The 15,281-nt window shown below is 47.9% G+C and carries 15 protein-coding genes; 7 read left to right on the forward strand and 8 right to left on the reverse strand.

The window, feature by feature from the left end; translation table 11 throughout:
* Positions 1-106: 106 nt before the first annotated feature.
* Both uvrD and ubiA read left to right on the forward strand, forming a co-directional pair.
* Positions 107-2,275 (forward strand): DNA helicase II, encoded by a 2,169-nt coding sequence (gene uvrD / locus CBX96_RS11945; protein ID WP_011715677.1) that lies wholly within the window; start codon positions 107-109, stop codon positions 2,273-2,275.
* 125 nt (positions 2,276-2,400) lie between these two features.
* Positions 2,401-3,261 carry a 4-hydroxybenzoate octaprenyltransferase gene (gene ubiA, locus CBX96_RS11950; protein ID WP_109286847.1) on the forward strand — a complete coding sequence of 287 codons (861 nt, stop codon included), beginning with the start codon at positions 2,401-2,403 and terminating at the stop codon, positions 3,259-3,261.
* A gap of 86 nt (positions 3,262-3,347) precedes the next feature.
* Here the strand turns inward: ubiA and CBX96_RS11955 are convergent, their stop codons facing one another.
* Together CBX96_RS11955 and CBX96_RS11960 are read right to left on the reverse strand one after the other, a co-directional pair.
* Positions 3,348-3,758 carry a DUF4156 domain-containing protein gene (locus CBX96_RS11955; RefSeq protein WP_109286848.1) on the reverse strand — a complete coding sequence of 137 codons (411 nt, stop codon included), beginning with the start codon at positions 3,756-3,758 and terminating at the stop codon, positions 3,348-3,350.
* A gap of 56 nt (positions 3,759-3,814) precedes the next feature.
* On the reverse strand, positions 3,815-4,231 hold the full coding sequence (locus tag CBX96_RS11960) for a DUF2541 family protein (RefSeq protein ID WP_109286849.1): 417 nt from the start codon (positions 4,229-4,231) through the stop codon (positions 3,815-3,817).
* 374 nt (positions 4,232-4,605) lie between these two features.
* On the opposite strand from CBX96_RS11960, the gene CBX96_RS11965 reads away from it, so the two are divergent.
* The 3 genes from CBX96_RS11965 (at position 4,606) to CBX96_RS11975 (ending at position 7,438) form a co-directional block, all read left to right on the forward strand.
* Entirely contained in the window at positions 4,606-5,655 is a 1,050-nt protein-coding gene (locus CBX96_RS11965) for a nitronate monooxygenase family protein (protein ID WP_109286850.1), read from the forward strand.
* Positions 5,656-5,697: 42 nt separating this feature from the next.
* Positions 5,698-6,072, forward strand: a complete 375-nt coding sequence (locus tag CBX96_RS11970; protein WP_146194343.1) for a hypothetical protein — start codon at positions 5,698-5,700, stop codon at positions 6,070-6,072.
* Between the two features lie 253 nt (positions 6,073-6,325).
* Positions 6,326-7,438: an AI-2E family transporter gene (locus CBX96_RS11975; RefSeq protein ID WP_109286852.1), complete on the forward strand. Its 1,113-nt coding sequence runs from the start codon at positions 6,326-6,328 to the stop codon at positions 7,436-7,438.
* Here the strand turns inward: CBX96_RS11975 and CBX96_RS11980 are convergent.
* Positions 7,435-7,725 (reverse strand): helix-hairpin-helix domain-containing protein, encoded by a 291-nt coding sequence (locus CBX96_RS11980; RefSeq protein WP_109286853.1) that lies wholly within the window; start codon positions 7,723-7,725, stop codon positions 7,435-7,437. The two genes, CBX96_RS11975 and CBX96_RS11980, sit on opposite strands and share 4 nt — an antisense overlap.
* A gap of 149 nt (positions 7,726-7,874) precedes the next feature.
* On the reverse strand, positions 7,875-9,935 hold the full coding sequence (locus CBX96_RS11985; RefSeq protein ID WP_109286854.1) for a prolyl oligopeptidase family serine peptidase: 2,061 nt from the start codon (positions 9,933-9,935) through the stop codon (positions 7,875-7,877).
* 157 nt (positions 9,936-10,092) lie between these two features.
* Here CBX96_RS11985 and CBX96_RS11990 point away from each other — a divergent pair, with 157 nt between their 5' ends.
* Positions 10,093-10,611, forward strand: coding sequence for a DUF2975 domain-containing protein (locus tag CBX96_RS11990; RefSeq protein ID WP_109286855.1), 519 nt, complete (start codon positions 10,093-10,095; stop codon positions 10,609-10,611).
* Positions 10,612-10,613: 2 nt separating this feature from the next.
* On the forward strand, positions 10,614-10,841 hold the full coding sequence (locus CBX96_RS11995) for a helix-turn-helix transcriptional regulator (RefSeq protein WP_109286903.1): 228 nt from the start codon (positions 10,614-10,616) through the stop codon (positions 10,839-10,841).
* Positions 10,842-10,898: 57 nt separating this feature from the next.
* Here CBX96_RS11995 and CBX96_RS12000 read toward each other — a convergent pair whose 3' ends face one another.
* From CBX96_RS12000 to CBX96_RS12015, 4 genes are all read right to left on the reverse strand, one after another.
* Positions 10,899-11,477 (reverse strand): nucleoside triphosphate pyrophosphohydrolase family protein, encoded by a 579-nt coding sequence (locus CBX96_RS12000; protein WP_086902998.1) that lies wholly within the window; start codon positions 11,475-11,477, stop codon positions 10,899-10,901.
* 264 nt (positions 11,478-11,741) lie between these two features.
* Positions 11,742-12,326, reverse strand: coding sequence for a TlpA disulfide reductase family protein (locus CBX96_RS12005; protein ID WP_109286856.1), 585 nt, complete (start codon positions 12,324-12,326; stop codon positions 11,742-11,744).
* A gap of 57 nt (positions 12,327-12,383) precedes the next feature.
* Positions 12,384-12,818, reverse strand: a complete 435-nt coding sequence (locus CBX96_RS12010) for a cytochrome c-type biogenesis protein (RefSeq protein ID WP_011621288.1) — start codon at positions 12,816-12,818, stop codon at positions 12,384-12,386.
* Complete coding sequence (locus tag CBX96_RS12015; RefSeq protein ID WP_109286857.1) at positions 12,815-14,854, reverse strand: heme lyase CcmF/NrfE family subunit; 2,040 nt, start codon at positions 14,852-14,854, stop codon at positions 12,815-12,817. The genes CBX96_RS12010 and CBX96_RS12015 overlap by 4 nt, the downstream gene beginning before the upstream one ends.
* Positions 14,855-15,281 lie beyond the last annotated feature (427 nt).

Consider the following 15,281-nt stretch of genomic DNA (forward strand, 5'->3'; position numbering starts at 1 on the left):
ACTTGGCCCTTGAGTCAAATGAATTGTCTGTGATTGAGCTCAAACTCGTGGCATGCCTTGGGCGCTTCTTCTGTTATACTGCCCCCTCGATTTTTTGGAGGCGAGAATGGACGTATCTTCTTTACTAGACGGCCTGAATGATAAACAGCGCGAGGCTGTCGCGGCACCGCAATCCAGCATGTTAGTGCTTGCGGGCGCAGGCAGTGGTAAAACGCGAGTATTAACTCACCGTATCGCGTGGTTAATGCAGGTCGAACAGCAGAGCCCTTACTCAATTTTAGCCGTGACGTTTACCAATAAAGCCGCGGCCGAGATGCGTGAGCGGGTGGAGAAGGTCGCGGGCACCAATATGGGGCGGATGTGGATTGGTACCTTCCACGGGCTGGCGCATCGTCTGTTACGCACTCACTTCCAAGATGCGGGTTTGCCGCAAAGCTTCCAAATTCTCGATTCGGACGATCAGGTGCGCTTGCTAAAACGCATCCTGAAAAGTTTGAATCTGGATGAAAAACAATATCCTCCCCGTCAGGCGCAGGCCTATATCAATGGCAAGAAAGACCAAGGTCTTCGGCCCAAGCATATCGATGCGGGCGGTTTCCCGATTGAGCAAAACCTGCTGAAGATTTATCAGGTTTATCAAGAGTCTTGCGATCGCGCTGGTTTAGTCGACTTTGCCGAAATCCTGCTGCGTGCCCATGAGCTGTGGCTCAATAAACCGCATCTGCTGGCGCATTATCAAGAGCGTTTTAAGCATATTCTGGTGGACGAGTTCCAGGATACTAACGCCATTCAATATGCGTGGATTAGAGTGCTTGCCGGGCAAACCGCCAACGTGATGATAGTGGGTGACGATGACCAATCCATTTACGGTTGGCGCGGCGCTCAGGTTGAAAACCTGCACCGCTTCCTGCGGGATTTCCCGACGGCGACTACGATTCGCCTCGAACAAAACTACCGCTCCAAGGGCAATATTTTGAAGGCGTCGAACGCCCTTATCGCCAATAACCCCGAGCGTTTAGGTAAAGAGCTGTGGACCGACGAAGCCGATGGTGAGCCGATTTCCCTCTACTGTGCCTTTAACGAAATGGACGAGGCGCGCTTTATTGTCGGCCGGATCAATGATTGGTACGAAAAAGGCGGCAATTTAAGTGATTGCGCGATTTTATATCGCTCGAATGCCCAATCACGCGTGCTCGAAGAAGCCTTATTACACAAAGGCTTAGCCTATCGTATTTACGGTGGCCTGCGCTTTTTCGAACGCCAAGAAATTAAAGACGCTATGGGTTATATGCGTCTTATCAGCAATAAAAATGACGATGCCGCCTTCGAGCGCGTGGTTAATACGCCGCCCCGTGGCATTGGCGACAGAACCTTAGATATTCTGCGTTCGACCGCCCGTCAGCAGGAACTCACCCTATGGCAGGCCTGTTTACGTCTGCTGGATGAAAAAGTGCTGGCTGGCCGCGCCGCCTCTGCGGTACGTGGTTTTATGGATCTTATCGTCACCCTGCAGGAAGAAACTCAGGATATGGCGTTGTATCGGATGACGGACACAGTGATCCAAGCCTCTGGGCTTAAGGCCATGTACGAGGCGGAGAAAGGCGAAAAGGCCCACGCCCGTATCGAAAACTTAGAGGAACTCGTTACCGCAGCGCGCACCTTCGAAATGCCAGAGGAGCTTGAGGATATGGGCGAGCTGAATGCCTTCTTATCCCATGCAGCCTTAGAGGCGGGTGAGGGTCAGGCCGACGCCTTTACCGATGCGGTGCAGTTAATGACACTGCACTCAGCCAAGGGGCTGGAGTTTACTATGGTGTTTATGGCGGGCGTCGAGGAGGGGATTTTCCCGAGTAAGATGGCACTCGAAGAGGGCGATAGACTCGATGAAGAACGCCGTCTCTGTTACGTGGGCATGACCCGCGCGATGGAAAAACTCTATATCACCTATGCCGAATCCCGCCGTATTTATGGCCGCGAAGATTATGCCCGTCCATCGCGCTTTATTAAGGAAATTCCGCCGCAATATGTGGATGAAATTCGCTTAAAGGCGCAGGTGTCGACGCCGATGGCGAATAATCGCTTCAGTGCCCAAAAGTCGGCGGTCGCCAACGATACCGGCTTTAGCGTCGGCCAAAGAGTGCATCATCCCAAGTTTGGTGACGGCAAAGTGACTAACTTTGAAGGCAGTGGCGCGCAGGCGCGGGTGCAGGTGAATTTTAGTGATTTTGGCAGTAAGTGGCTGGTGGTCGCCTACGCGCGTTTAGAGGCGCGTTGATTGGCATGAATGTCATGATTTTGTGACAGTTTAAGCCTGCGCAAATTCGCTTAAAAGGGGGCTAGGGTATATGATGCTTACCCTAGCAACCGAGATAAAAAATTAGGTTAGGGAGTAGCTAGTTAATGAATCTAAAGCAGAAGTGGGACGTGTATTCCCGCCTGACTCGACTCGACCGTCCTATCGGCACCTTGTTATTGCTCTGGCCCTGTTTAATGGCGCTGGTACTCGCAGCGGGTGGAATGCCCGATATCAAAGTGTTGATTATCTTTATTATCGGTGTAGTGATCATGCGTGCCTGTGGCTGCATTATTAACGACTATGCCGACCGCGACCTCGACTCCCACGTAGAACGCACTAAATCCCGTCCCCTCGCCAGTGGCGAAATCAGCACCAAAGAAGCGCTATTACTGTTTGTAATCTTAGGCTTAGCGGCTTTTGGTTTGGTCTTACTGCTCAATGGCTTAGTGGTTAAGCTCTCTGTTGTCGGTATTATCCTCACCATTATCTACCCCTTTACTAAGCGGGTGACGAACATGCCGCAGATGTTTTTGGGTGTGGTTTGGAGTTGGTCTATTCCCATGGCCTATGCGGCGCAAACCGGTGAAGTGCCCATCGAAGCTTGGTGGTTATTTGCCGCCAATTGGTTTTGGACTGTGGCCTACGACACCATGTACGCCATGGTCGATAGGGATGATGATTTAAAAGTCGGTATCAAATCAACCGCCATTCTTTTTGGCCAATACGACCGTCAAATCATTGGATTATTTCAACTGGCTGCACTGCTGTGTTTTATTGCTGCCGGTTGGAGTGCCGACCGTGGTCTGCTTTATGGTCTAGGACTGCTTACCTTTGTTGGTTTTAGCACTTACCAGCAGATGCTGATTTTTGACCGCGAAAGAGCCCCTTGCTTTAAAGCCTTCCTTAACAATAACTGGGCGGGATTAGCCCTGTTTGTTAGCTTAGGTGCCGATTACCTGTTCTGAGTTTTTCCGTTCCTTTGTATGAGAGCTATCAGGTGTATCGCCTGATAGCCGCTCAAAACTCATTGAAAGTCTGCTCAACGCTCAACTTATTGACTTGAAACGCTATTTATCTGCGACGGCAAACTTGTCGAATCTAGAGTTTCAGAGGCTTTATCCTCAGAAGCTTGAGTCTCTGCACATTGGTAAGCATTACCCATCATGGTCACTGAGCCTAAAAACTTAAGCGGTTGATAGAGATAAACCGTATCGGCGCCGAGCGCATGGCCTTTGATGCGTAACTCGTTGAGTGTACCCCACACCATATCCCTATCACTGTGTAACCAATAGTCATAGAAATGTCCCTGTGAACCAATGACAGTGCCTTTATAGGTACAGTTTTCAATAGCGACAGAGTTTTCCCATAATATTTTAACCTGTGCCGACTCCTCGGTTGGAAAAGTCACACATGCGGTCAAATTAATACCGAGTAATAACAATAATATTGCACGAAAATTCATTGATATATGCCCAATTCCACAATTGAATAAAGATGGAATAATTAAATAGGTAAGTCTTACTTACGACCTAATACTTTAATGCCCGCTTTACTGCGGTCAGAATTACCATACACTTCAATTTTTTTTACGCAGCGACGGGCACCGAGTGATTTCCATTCGCTGTGCTCATCCTTTCCTAGCTCAGTATCAAAGCGGACGGTACGAGTTTTATCATCCCCATAGGTGACTACAACACGATCGATACTCACATCTCTTTCTGCTTTGATTCTAATGTGTTTGGCTTGGCGGCAAATGATAAGTGGGATGATTGCTGGGTGGTCGCCAATTCCGAGTAATAGGGTGCGGCCTAAGGTGATCTCATCGTCCTTATCATCATTTTTTGCATAGGCAACTGACGTGGTAAACATCAGTAGTAAACAGATAATAAGTTGGTTGATTATTTTTTTCGAAAATAGACAGTTTTTTAATAGCATATAGCCTCCAAAAAATGGGGCCGAATCATAAGTGATTTAAATATTCCTAAATAGTTTTTTAATTGGTGAATGCGGCGAGTATCACGGGATTTTTTATAAATTATCAGTAAGTGTTTTTTATCTTGATACAAATGTAATTTCAATTTTGACGATATTATTTTTGTTTTTAATTAGGCTGAAATATCCATTAAATGATGACAATTTATCATCTGCTTAACACTGCCAAGTTTTGCTGCTTGGTTAAATGCTGTAATTGGGATGCATTTTTCTGGTAGATTGTAACAACTCGCACTCGGCTCGGTCGCTTATCGCCGCATTAGCTGTAAGCAAGATAAGCGCGAGTCGCTACAGGATTTATTCAATGGAGGTGAAGTATGCCGTGCCGACTAACACAATTGTTTGGGATCCAATTTCCAATTATTCAAGCGCCGATGGCGGGCGTGCAGGGCAGTGCACTGGCGATTGAAGTATCGCAGGCAGGTGGATTGGGCTCCTTGCCCTGTGCCATGTTATCCCTCGAGGCGCTCGAGGCTGAGTTAACCGAAATCCGCAGCAATACCACTAAACCTATCAATGTGAACTTCTTTTGCCATAGTGAGCCTTTACCGCAGGCGGCCAAGCAAGCGGCTTGGCTCGAACAGTTAGTACCCTATTTTGCGGAATTTAATCTCGACCCAAATGCACAGCCCGCTGGCGCCCAGCGCACACCCTACAGCAAGGCGCAGGCTGAGGTGTTAGCCAAATTTAAGCCCGAGGTGGTGAGTTTTCATTTTGGTCTGCCTGACGAAGAATTGCTGCTGGAAATCAAGTCCTGGGGCTCAAAAGTTATCTCCACGGCGACCACAGTCGAGGAGGCGCTCTGGCTCGAAGCCCGCGGCGCCGATGCGATTATTGCCCAGGGCTTGGAGGCGGGTGGGCACAGAGGACACTTTTTATCCGAGGATTTAACCGAGCAGCTCGGCACTTTTAGTCTATTACCGCAGGTGATTGCGGCGGTGGATATTCCGGTAATCGCCGCTGGCGGGATAGTCGATGCCACCACAGTGCGTGCCGCCATGGCAATGGGGGCTTCGGCGGTGCAGGTGGGGACGGCTTATTTACTCTGCCCCGAGTGCAATACCAGCAGCATTCATCGTGAGGCGCTGCAAAGCGACGCCGCGCAGCATACGGCGCTGACTAATTTATTTTCTGGTCGACCCGCCCGCGGCATAGTGAACCGCTTTATGGCCGAAATGGGACCGATAAATGATGCTGTGCCAGATTTTCCCTTGGCATCCTCGGCGGTTGCAGGCTTAAGAGCGGCGGCGGAGCGACAAGGATTTGGAGATTTTAGCCCGCTATGGTGTGGGCAGAATGCCAGTGGTTGCCAAGCGATTCCCGCCGCTGAACTAACAAGGCAATTGGCTTTAGGCTTGATGGGTTAATGTTTGAAATGTCTATTCTATGACTATAAAAAAAGGATATTTATGATGGATGCATTAGATAAACTTGCAGCAAAAAATGCCCAACATGACAGTGCCGTAAAAGCAGAAAGATTGATTATTCTACTGGTAAGTTTAGGTCTGTTACCTTTTTATATTGATATCGGATATGCGGTTTGGACAGATTTGACTTTTCCTGAACGCCATTTCTATTTGCTAATATCTGGCGTTAGTTGTTTTTTCTTTTCTGGTTTGCTTATGGCTTTCGGTGAGCTAATGAGAATGCGTCAGTGGCTAAAATGGGTGTTATTTTTGATTTCGCTAACATGGTTTAGTACTTTTTGGATTTTTGGTAATCATGATCCTATTGCTTTTATGCCTTTAATTCCCGCATTCATCTTGATAAAGTTAAAGCTTTGATTTTATTTGTTAAATTTAAATTATTTTCTATCTTTGAAGTTTTACGTGCATGTGCATCGAGAGTGCAATGGTTCATCTGAAATATTGACCCTAGATCGTAGTGAGACTAATGTGCAGTTGATATTTAGGCTGTCTAAAGTGTATTAGGATAATAAGATGATTTATAGGCTTATCTAAGTTAGTCTGCACAGGGAAAATAGGCGCTATTTTTATGTAGGTTGTAAAGTCTTTTTAGTCGAGGAGCAGTTTGACTATGGCACAGATTATCAGTAATGCTGCGGTGGGTCGCACCCTATTGATTTTATTGCTGTGTGCTGGTGTTTTCTTTTTTATCGATTTTTTAGTTCCCGCCTTGGCCGCTCTGATCGTCTGCTTCTCCAGTTGGCCGCTGTACCAAAAATTAATGGTTAAATGCGGTGGTCGCTCGGCGCTGTCTGCCACCATCGCGTTAGTCTTGATTATTGTTGGGCTTATCACGCCGCTGATTTTTGTATTTTCCTATGCTTTACAAGAGATTAGAGCCTGGGTGGAGTGGCTAGTGTATGCTAACCAGCATGGCGCCCCCGTGCCGCTGTGGATTAAGGATTTACCTTGGATTGGCGAGTGGCTCACCCTGCAATGGCAGCAGTTTATCGGTGAACCCCATGAGCTAGGCAAGATAGTTAGCGCGATTAGCGGTCAGAATCTGAGTGGTATTTCCCGCTGGGTACTGCAACTGGGTTGGAATACCTTAGGTCTGTTGTTGACCCTGCTGTTTATGCTGATCACCTTGTTTTTCTTATATAAAGATGGCGAGTCGGTCGCCAAACAGCTCGATATAGTTGGCGAGCGCATTCTTCCCGCCCGCTGGCATCGATTCTCCCGCGTGGTGCCTGCGACTGTGAGTTCAACCGTTATCGGCATGACGCTTATCGCCATCGGCGAGGGCATAGTGTTGGGGATTGCTTACTGGATTGCTGGCGTACCTTCGGCCGTGGCCTTTGGGGTGTTGACCGCATTTATGGCCTTAGTGCCCGGCGGCGCGCCAACCATGTTCACTTTGATCTCATTGTATTTAGTCGGCACCGGCGATATGACGGCGGGTGTGGGCTTATTTCTCTGGGGCAGTATCGAGCTGTTTATTGTCGATAAAACCCTAAGACCTAATCTGGTGGGCGGGCCAATCAAATTACCCTTCCTGCCGACCTTCTTCGGGTTGATTGGCGGGGTGAAAACCATGGGGTTCGTTGGCCTGTTTGTTGGCCCAGTATTGATGGCGTTGCTGATTGCCATTTGGCGCGAGTGGTTAAGGGATGAGTCCAGAACTGAATCGGATTCGCCAGAGGCTTTGAGAGCAGCATACCAAGAGACAAAGCTCCTAGATTAAAGCTGGCCGTATGTCTGTTTGCGCTCTTCGGTGTAATACCACCAAGGTTTAGGGTCATCACCGGCCATAAAGCGGGTGATAGACAGAAACACATCCAGCATGCAGGGATCGTGTCTTTGGCCGGTTTTGTCACACAGAGTGCGATACATTTGGTAGGGATTTTGCCCTAGCAATTGTACTGGCGTCTCTATGCCGAGCAGACGTAAATCCGCCGCGCTCGCTTTACCAATATTGGGTAAATCCGTTAATTGTTTGACCTTGGCACGTACCACTTTTGCTGGATTCATTCTTTATCCCTAACTAAATGAAATCTATTTATTATTGCGGTTTTTGCTCGTTATCCTGCACTCTCTATCTTGAGAGTTGAAGGTGAGCGTATGTATAAAAGCTAGGCTAGTTTGCCGCCTTTCCCTTCCTTGGTAAAGGCGGTAAAAGTTTAGAGTTTACTGATATCGACGTTTAAACCGTCCAAGTGTTTTAGGATTTCAGGGTTTACATTGGTGTCGACACGCCCGCCTAAGTGCTCAGCAAAAAACTGTTCGGTGGCGACAATCGAGGCCAGTTTGTTGGCACGTTTACTAAAGCCATGTCCTTCGTCTTTTGCCAGTATGTACTTAACGGGTAAAGACTTTTGATACATTTTCTTCGCGATATTGTCCGATTCTATTTGGGTGACGCGTGGATCGTTCGCCCCTTGGATCAGCATCAATGGCGCCTTGATATTATCGACATAGTTAATTGGCGAGCGTTTTTCCATATCTTGCTTCTGCTCGGCAATTTGCGGATCGCCAACCGACTCAAACCATTGGCCTAAATAGGGGCGCCAGTAGTCGGGGAAGGAATTCATCAGTGTCACTAGGCTCGATGGCCCCACATAGGCGATCACCGCATGGTACAAGTCAGGCGTAAAGGTCGCGCCAGACAGCGCCGCATAACCACCGTAGGAGGCGCCGAAGATCCCTAAACGTTGTTTATCGGCAATACCTTGTTCGACTAAGTAATTGGCACCATCGGTGAGATCGTGCTGCATGCTGCCAATGCCCCAGTTACGGTTGCCTAGGTTTAAGAATTTCTTACCGAAACCCGTCGAGGCGCGGAAGTTAGGTTGCAATACCGCATAACCACGGTTGGCATAAAATTGGGCAATCGCGTGGAAATAACCCGAGTCGAGTGTCCAAAAATCCCGTGCCCAAGGGCCGCCATGGGGCAGGATAATGGTCGGTAACTGAGTCTGTTTTCCTTTAGGTAGCGTTAAATAGGCTTGGATTTTCACCCCATCCCGCGCGGTATAGACAATCGATTGGCGTGGCGAGAGTTGATCCGCAGGAATACTGGCCGGAATGTCTACTAACAGATGGATATCCCCCGTGGCGGCATTGTATTGATAGTCCGCGCCTGCGGCTCTGTCGCTGGCGACATGAATTTGCCACAGATGGGTTTTCTCGTTCATCTCGCTAATTGTGATTTCAACATCTTGATTAAAATGACGATTAATCACATCCCAATGGCGAGCAAACTCGGCATCTAAGGGATAAACCCGTAAACGTCCACCATAGTAACCAACCGCTAAGGGCTCGCCCGCATCGCTAAACTGTACCCCAAATACGTCGGCCTCGTTGTCGGGATCCTTGTGCAGCGTCTCATATTTACCCGTCATCAGATCGACTTTCAGCAATTCCTGCTTATCGCGATCGCCGATATTGGCGCTGATATAGGCGAGCTTCTTATCATCGTTCACTTTAAGAATATCGATGCTCTCGCCCTTGGCACTTTGGATGATCTTGCGCCAGTTGCCGTCGATCAACACATACAAGGCATTGGTGTTATCGAGATTACTGCTGCTGGCAATCACAGGTTGTCCCAGCTTATTAAACTTCACCTGAGTAAAGCTCAGCTCGTTCTTCAGGATTGGGGTTAACTTGCCATCGTTGATATTGAGCAGATAAATATCCATACGGCTCGAATCATCGTGGTTGGCTTGAACAACCAGCAAATCAGGATTGTCTTTTACCTGCTCGAGCACGCTGTATTGCAAATCGTCCTTATGGGTTAAGCGCTGCTCTTTAGCGGTGATTTTGCCCGCGTGTTCTTCAAAGCTCAGCTTGTAAATCTGGGTGTTCTCATTACCGCCTTTGTCCTTCATAAAGAATAAGTCATTACCCTTGGCGGACCATTCGAAGGCGCGGATGGGTTCTACCGATGTGGTGAGTGGTGTAGCGCTGGCAAGATCGGCCTTATCAGCCATCAGGAAGATATTGCTGGCCCCTTGATACTCCTTCACAAAGGCAAGCCACTTGCCATCGTCGGACATTTTTAAATGGCGAATGCTCTGCTCGTTAAAGAAGTTTTCGATGGGAATTAACGGCGCTTCGGTTTGCTGCGTCGCGGCAACTTGAGGTTGTGCATTTTGGGTATCAGCAGTGCTGCAACCCGTCAGTAGCAGTGCGGCGGCAATGGCAGCACTGCATAACTGACTCGTGAATGGAAATTTTTGCATTGTCGTCACCTGAGTGTGTTGAAATTGAAAACATGCTAATACGAAAATTAATCATCGTAAAACAATAAATTTATATTTCTTTGTAATATTTTTTGTCGAAGGATTATACTGGTGCTCGTTCGCTAAGAATTATCTAGGGTGATGTTTGGGTGAGTTGATGAATCAAAATTTTAAAAAATTAATAAAAATCAGTGAGTTTTGCCGCTGGCTGGTGCTCTTTTCGGCGGTGGCCATTGTCGGCTACCTGTTTTATTGCTATTGGGCCTACGACGATATTCGCTTCAATAGCAGTAACACCCAGTTACTCGAGTTATGGCACCTCGCAAGCGCCAACAGAATGTTGTTGCTTGCAATGCTAACCCCTTTATTTATCACATTTTTATTAGGAGTCTATTGGCTACAAAGGCTTTTATCCTGCTATCAGCGCGGCCTGTTTTTCAGTGACGAGAGTATGAAATGTTACCTATGGCTAGTGTGGTTAAAAGTGGCGGCCTTAGTGTTCGAGATGCTGCAAACCTTAGGGATAGGTATCTATCATCAGTCGTTTTTTGAAGAAGGTCGTATCGAACTGGTGCTCGATTTTGGCAATATATCGACGATTTTATTGATGTTGCTTATCGTGTATTTGCTTAAAGCCGCCCGCGATTATGAGGCGGAAAACCAAGAGTTTGTTTGATTTTGAATATTATCGTTAATTTAGACGTCATGATGGCGGTGCGAAAGGTGAGTTCTAAGGAGCTGGCCAAAGCGGTGGGCATTACCGAGGCTAACTTGTCACTGTTAAAACGGGGCAAAGTCAAAGGGGTGCGTTTCGATACCTTGGCGAGTATCTGTGAATACTTGGCCTGTCAGCCGGGGGATATTTTGGAATACCGCAAGGAGGCCGAGCAAGACGCGTCGGACTAAGGAAGCGGCCTAGGCTGCATGCTGTTTCTACATGCTGTGCAGCCTAGGCTTGCGGTTTTACGCTTTTACTAACTGAGTTAAATCCGCAGGGCGATAGTACACCGACTTTAATACCTTGCCTTGGCGCACGACTTTACCGGCCATTTCCACATCCTTAGCGCATTTGGCGATGATAAACTCGCCCTTTTTGCTGCCAACGATTTCAACGCCTTGCTCGGCATAGAAGGCGATAGTCTCTGTTAGTTCCTGCTCATTGCGGCACACTTTGCTCATGTTGCTCGAATGCACTTCATCCCAGCAGGCGATAAAGTCGATTTCACGGTTTTTGGCCACACACAGCAGCAAGTCGATAAGGTAGCTGATCTCTAGGCGGTCACTCATTTGGGCCGCGCCTAAATGCACTAAACGCCCCATTAATACATACACAGAATCGACAATGGCATCGGCCTGCTCGATACGGCTATCGGCTTCGGCAAGTTCGGTTAATTCTTCAATAATCAGTGAAGTATGTAGCGTGTCGGCCTTTTCATCCAAGGAGCTAGCATCGTTGACGGCGAGGTCGAAGGTGCTGCGAAACTCACTGATATCACGGTACAAGTGGTCATAAATAGGTTGAGTTAAACAAGTGAGTTTCATCGGGAAGCCTTAGATTTTATCAATGGGTTTTACGAATGGATTTGCAAAATCGATTCATGGATAACAGCGGCAATTCTAAAGAAAGGTGGCGCAGAATACAAAGCGAGTCCGCCTTGGGGTAAAAATACCCGCTGCCAAATCGGGGAGCAGCGGGCTTCGGCAAAGATTTAGGGTGGGGTACCGAACGGAGATTTGATTTCATGGATTGGCTAAGTCAAAACTCACTTAGCCCTTCAGTGCTGTGCTAATGAGTGCCGAGCGAAATTACTGGGCATATTTGGCGATAAGCTTATCCAAATAGGGCGCAACCTCTTTATCGGTCCAATCGAGATAGCCACGGACAAAACCGACTAGGTTGCCTTTAGCATCAAACACATAGGTCGCAGGGACAACGTTGGCAGGGATGATCTGCTCGATGTTTTTGTCTGGGTCGAGCCAAGTGCGGTAGTTGCTAAAGCCATGCTGATTAAGAAAAGGTCGCACCTCTTTTACTTCTTCATCAATCGAGATGGGCACTATGGCGATGTTCTTATCGACATATTGTTGCTGGAGTTTTTGCAGCTCAGGGATTTCCCGTAAGCAGGGCACGCACCAAGTCGCCCACAGATTCACTAAGGTCAGTTTGCCTTGGTGTTGTTTTAAGCTGTGTGTCTGCCCAGCTTCATCGATAAAAGGCACTTCGGGCACGCCGCGGGCATGCTGCATCTCGATAAAACCAGTCATGACTCTGGGTTTAGGGATGGGCTCACCCGTGTCATAGAGTTTGTTTTGCAGTGAATGGGCCTGAACGGCGCAGCACAGCAGCCATGCGGTGCAAAGGAGAGCGAGCTTGGCGGTGTAAGATTTCATGGGGTTATCCTTCTATTCAAACTGAGCAATAGGGTAAAAGGGGCTATCTTCTAGGGGCTATGCGTTTGGGACTTGTGGCCTGCGCTTTAACAGCGCAAATCCTAAGCCAAATCCAGCGGCTAACAGCACGAGCGGGCCGAGCCAGAGTGCCAGTGTGGCTGGCTTAAATTCGGGCTGATATCGGATTTTTTCGCCATAGCGCTGCACCATAAAATCGAGGATCTCATCACGCTTATAGCCTTGTTCCAAAAGTGAAAAGATTTGTCCTTTCAGCTCATGGGCAATCGGTGCTTGCGACTCAAATAGGGTTTGATTAGTCGCCATGGGGCAGCGCAGCACTTTGCTGATCTCTATGGCTTGCTGTTGATAGGAGGCGCCAAGGTTGGGAGCCTCCTGCGCCGTGGCGAGAAACGTGGCGCCGCCAAAGCACAGACTCAGCGACAGCAACCAAAATAAGAGGCTCAAATAAGGCGAGCGAAACAGTGGGTTCATAACGTCATTGTCTCCTTTGGTGAGCGACTTACATTAAGCGCCTTTGTTTGTGCGACTCTATGGCCTTGTTTGATTGGCCAAGCGGCAATCGCGCCCGCAAGCATCATCAATAAAGCACCCAGCCAAATCCAGGTCGCCAAGGGCTTATAGCTAATGCGGATCAGGTATTCGGTGTCGCTCAGTTGTAGCCCCATAGAGACATAGAGATCCCGCCAAAAACCGTGGTCTATGCCCGCATGGGACACTTCCATGCCATTGCTATGAAAGGTTTGTCGCTGTGGATGCAGGTAACCCAGTACAACATCATCCTGCTTGGCTGCGCGGATGCTGATATTGGCTTGAATCGCGCTAAAACTTGAGGTTTCTACAGGTTCTGTGCTTTCGTACACCAGCACATAATTGGCAAGTGGTTTACCTTGGCCTGGCCCCATACGCAGCAAGGCTTCCTGCTCGAAAAACGATACCGAGGTCGCGCCGATAATGCTGACGGCCACACCAAAATGGCCGACTAGCATGGCTAATCTGGCGCGCTTTGATGTTGTCGATATGGCGGGCTTAGGTGGGGTCAATGCTTTGGATATCACTGTTACACTCACCCCAAGACAGCAGAGCAAAAACAACGCGCTGGCGCAGCCAAGGAATAGGAAGAGAGCACCATCGGTTTGGGTTTGATAACTCATCAGCGCCGCGATAATCACAATGGCGACAGAGGGCAAGGCTAATACCTTGAGTGGCTTGCCGCGCGATCGTCCCCAAGCAATTAACGGTGCTATGCCCATTAGCATCACCGCGATAAAGGTCAGTGGGACAAAAATCGCATTAAAATAAGGCGCGCCGACCGACAGAGTGCCTAAGCCTAACAACTCGTATAGCAGGGGATAAAAGGTGCCCAGCAGAACGGAAAAGGCTGCAACCACCAATACTATGATGCCAAGCAGTAACAGTGTCTCTTTGCTCAATAGGCTAGGGCTGACCTCATGCTTCAAGGCTTGGGCTTTGAGCGCAAAAATCAGCAGCGCCGCACCGACAAATAGCACCAATAAACATAGGATTGACATGCCTCTGGTGGGATCTGCCGCGAAGGCATGCACAGATTGCACTATGCCGGAACGCACCAAAAAGCTGCCGAGTAAACTCAGCGAAAATGCCAAGATGCACAAAAATAGCGTGGTGAGGGCAAAGCCTTGGGTCTTTCTGGTCAGCACTAAAGAATGCACCAGCGCTGTGGCGACTAACCAAGGAATAAAAGAAGCATTTTCAACGGGATCCCAAAACCACCAACCGCCCCAACCCAATTCGTTATAGGCCCACCAAGAACCAAAGGCATTGCCTCCCGTCAGGAAAATCCACGCCAGTAATACCCAAGGCCGCAAGTATTCGAGGTGACGATGCACTAATGCGCCACCCAATAGGGATGACAGCGCCGCGGCAAAACATACCGTCAGCCCGACATAGCCTAAAAACAGCATAGGCGGGTGCAGTATGAGGCCAATGTCCTGCAATATCGGATTGAGGTCGCGCCCTTCAATCGGAATGTTAGGCAGTAATCGGGCAAAGGGATTGGAGGTAAAGAGTAAAAACAGATTAAAGCCGAGGATAACGAGTGCGAGAATCGCCAATAGCCGGGCAAAGTAGGCTTTATCCGTCTGCACATCGGCGTTATCTAAGTCGACGAATATACCCGCTTGGCGGCAATTGATGATGGCACCCCATAACGCGATGGCGAACACCCAAAACAGCATAGAGCCTTCATGGCTGCCCCATACTGCGGCAATTTTATAACCGAGGGCGAGTTGGCTGTTGGAATGATTCGCCACATAGGCAACCGAAAAGTCATCGCTAATAAAGCCATAAATAAGGCATAAGAGTGCGCCAAATAAGCTTATAAACATGGCATTAAATAATTTATTGCCAAACTCGATTAAATAAAACCGTGGTTGATGAATGCCAATAAAGTGAATGGTGGCGGAGAATAATGCCAACACAGTACTTATGATGAGCAATAGGTGACCTATTTCTGGGATCATACTTATCATAGTGATTTCCTGTGTTGCATGGTTAATCTGATTTATTGGCTATTCATTAATGGTGAAATTTAACTTGATAATGTTCGAGCATTTTAATTTGAGCTTTATGTCAATTCTCGCTGGATTATTTTTGATGCATCTTATTTTTAATTTTGAGTGCTTTTAAATATCTCGAGCATTTCACCCGCTTTGGATTGACTGGCAGGGTAGCGGAGTTTTTCGGCTAGGAATGTGATCTGTCTCGGCATTAAAATCGTCACTTTTCCCTTTGGTGATTTTTGAAAAATAAAACCATTTTTTAGGTCTTTTTAGATCTCAAAAACCACGATTTATATCTAAAATATTTCCCATGAATTGACATTAACTTGTTGGTTTTGTTGTGTTTGATTCTTTTTATTTCTATTGATTTTTGAATCAAAATTTAATGTGCTCTAGC

This window comes from Shewanella sp. BC20 (assembly GCF_003129585.1).
GTDB lineage: Bacteria > Pseudomonadota > Gammaproteobacteria > Enterobacterales > Shewanellaceae > Shewanella > Shewanella seohaensis.

What these genes read in the sequence shown, in the direction of transcription:
- uvrD (WP_011715677.1), top strand. Translation starts at nt 107, where the DNA reads ATGGACGTATCTTCTTTACTAGACGGCCTGAATGATAAACAGCGCGAG.
- ubiA (WP_109286847.1), top strand. Translation starts at nt 2,401, where the DNA reads ATGAATCTAAAGCAGAAGTGGGACGTGTATTCCCGCCTGACTCGACTC.
- CBX96_RS11955 (WP_109286848.1), bottom strand. Translation starts at nt 3,758, where the DNA reads ATGAATTTTCGTGCAATATTATTGTTATTACTCGGTATTAATTTGACC.
- CBX96_RS11960 (WP_109286849.1), bottom strand. Translation starts at nt 4,231, where the DNA reads ATGCTATTAAAAAACTGTCTATTTTCGAAAAAAATAATCAACCAACTT.
- CBX96_RS11965 (WP_109286850.1), top strand. Translation starts at nt 4,606, where the DNA reads ATGCCGTGCCGACTAACACAATTGTTTGGGATCCAATTTCCAATTATT.
- CBX96_RS11970 (WP_146194343.1), top strand. Translation starts at nt 5,698, where the DNA reads ATGATGGATGCATTAGATAAACTTGCAGCAAAAAATGCCCAACATGAC.
- CBX96_RS11975 (WP_109286852.1), top strand. Translation starts at nt 6,326, where the DNA reads ATGGCACAGATTATCAGTAATGCTGCGGTGGGTCGCACCCTATTGATT.
- CBX96_RS11980 (WP_109286853.1), bottom strand. Translation starts at nt 7,725, where the DNA reads ATGAATCCAGCAAAAGTGGTACGTGCCAAGGTCAAACAATTAACGGAT.
- CBX96_RS11985 (WP_109286854.1), bottom strand. Translation starts at nt 9,935, where the DNA reads ATGCAAAAATTTCCATTCACGAGTCAGTTATGCAGTGCTGCCATTGCC.
- CBX96_RS11990 (WP_109286855.1), top strand. Translation starts at nt 10,093, where the DNA reads ATGAATCAAAATTTTAAAAAATTAATAAAAATCAGTGAGTTTTGCCGC.
- CBX96_RS12000 (WP_086902998.1), bottom strand. Translation starts at nt 11,477, where the DNA reads ATGAAACTCACTTGTTTAACTCAACCTATTTATGACCACTTGTACCGT.
- CBX96_RS12005 (WP_109286856.1), bottom strand. Translation starts at nt 12,326, where the DNA reads ATGAAATCTTACACCGCCAAGCTCGCTCTCCTTTGCACCGCATGGCTG.
- CBX96_RS12010 (WP_011621288.1), bottom strand. Translation starts at nt 12,818, where the DNA reads ATGAACCCACTGTTTCGCTCGCCTTATTTGAGCCTCTTATTTTGGTTG.
- CBX96_RS12015 (WP_109286857.1), bottom strand. Translation starts at nt 14,854, where the DNA reads ATGATAAGTATGATCCCAGAAATAGGTCACCTATTGCTCATCATAAGT.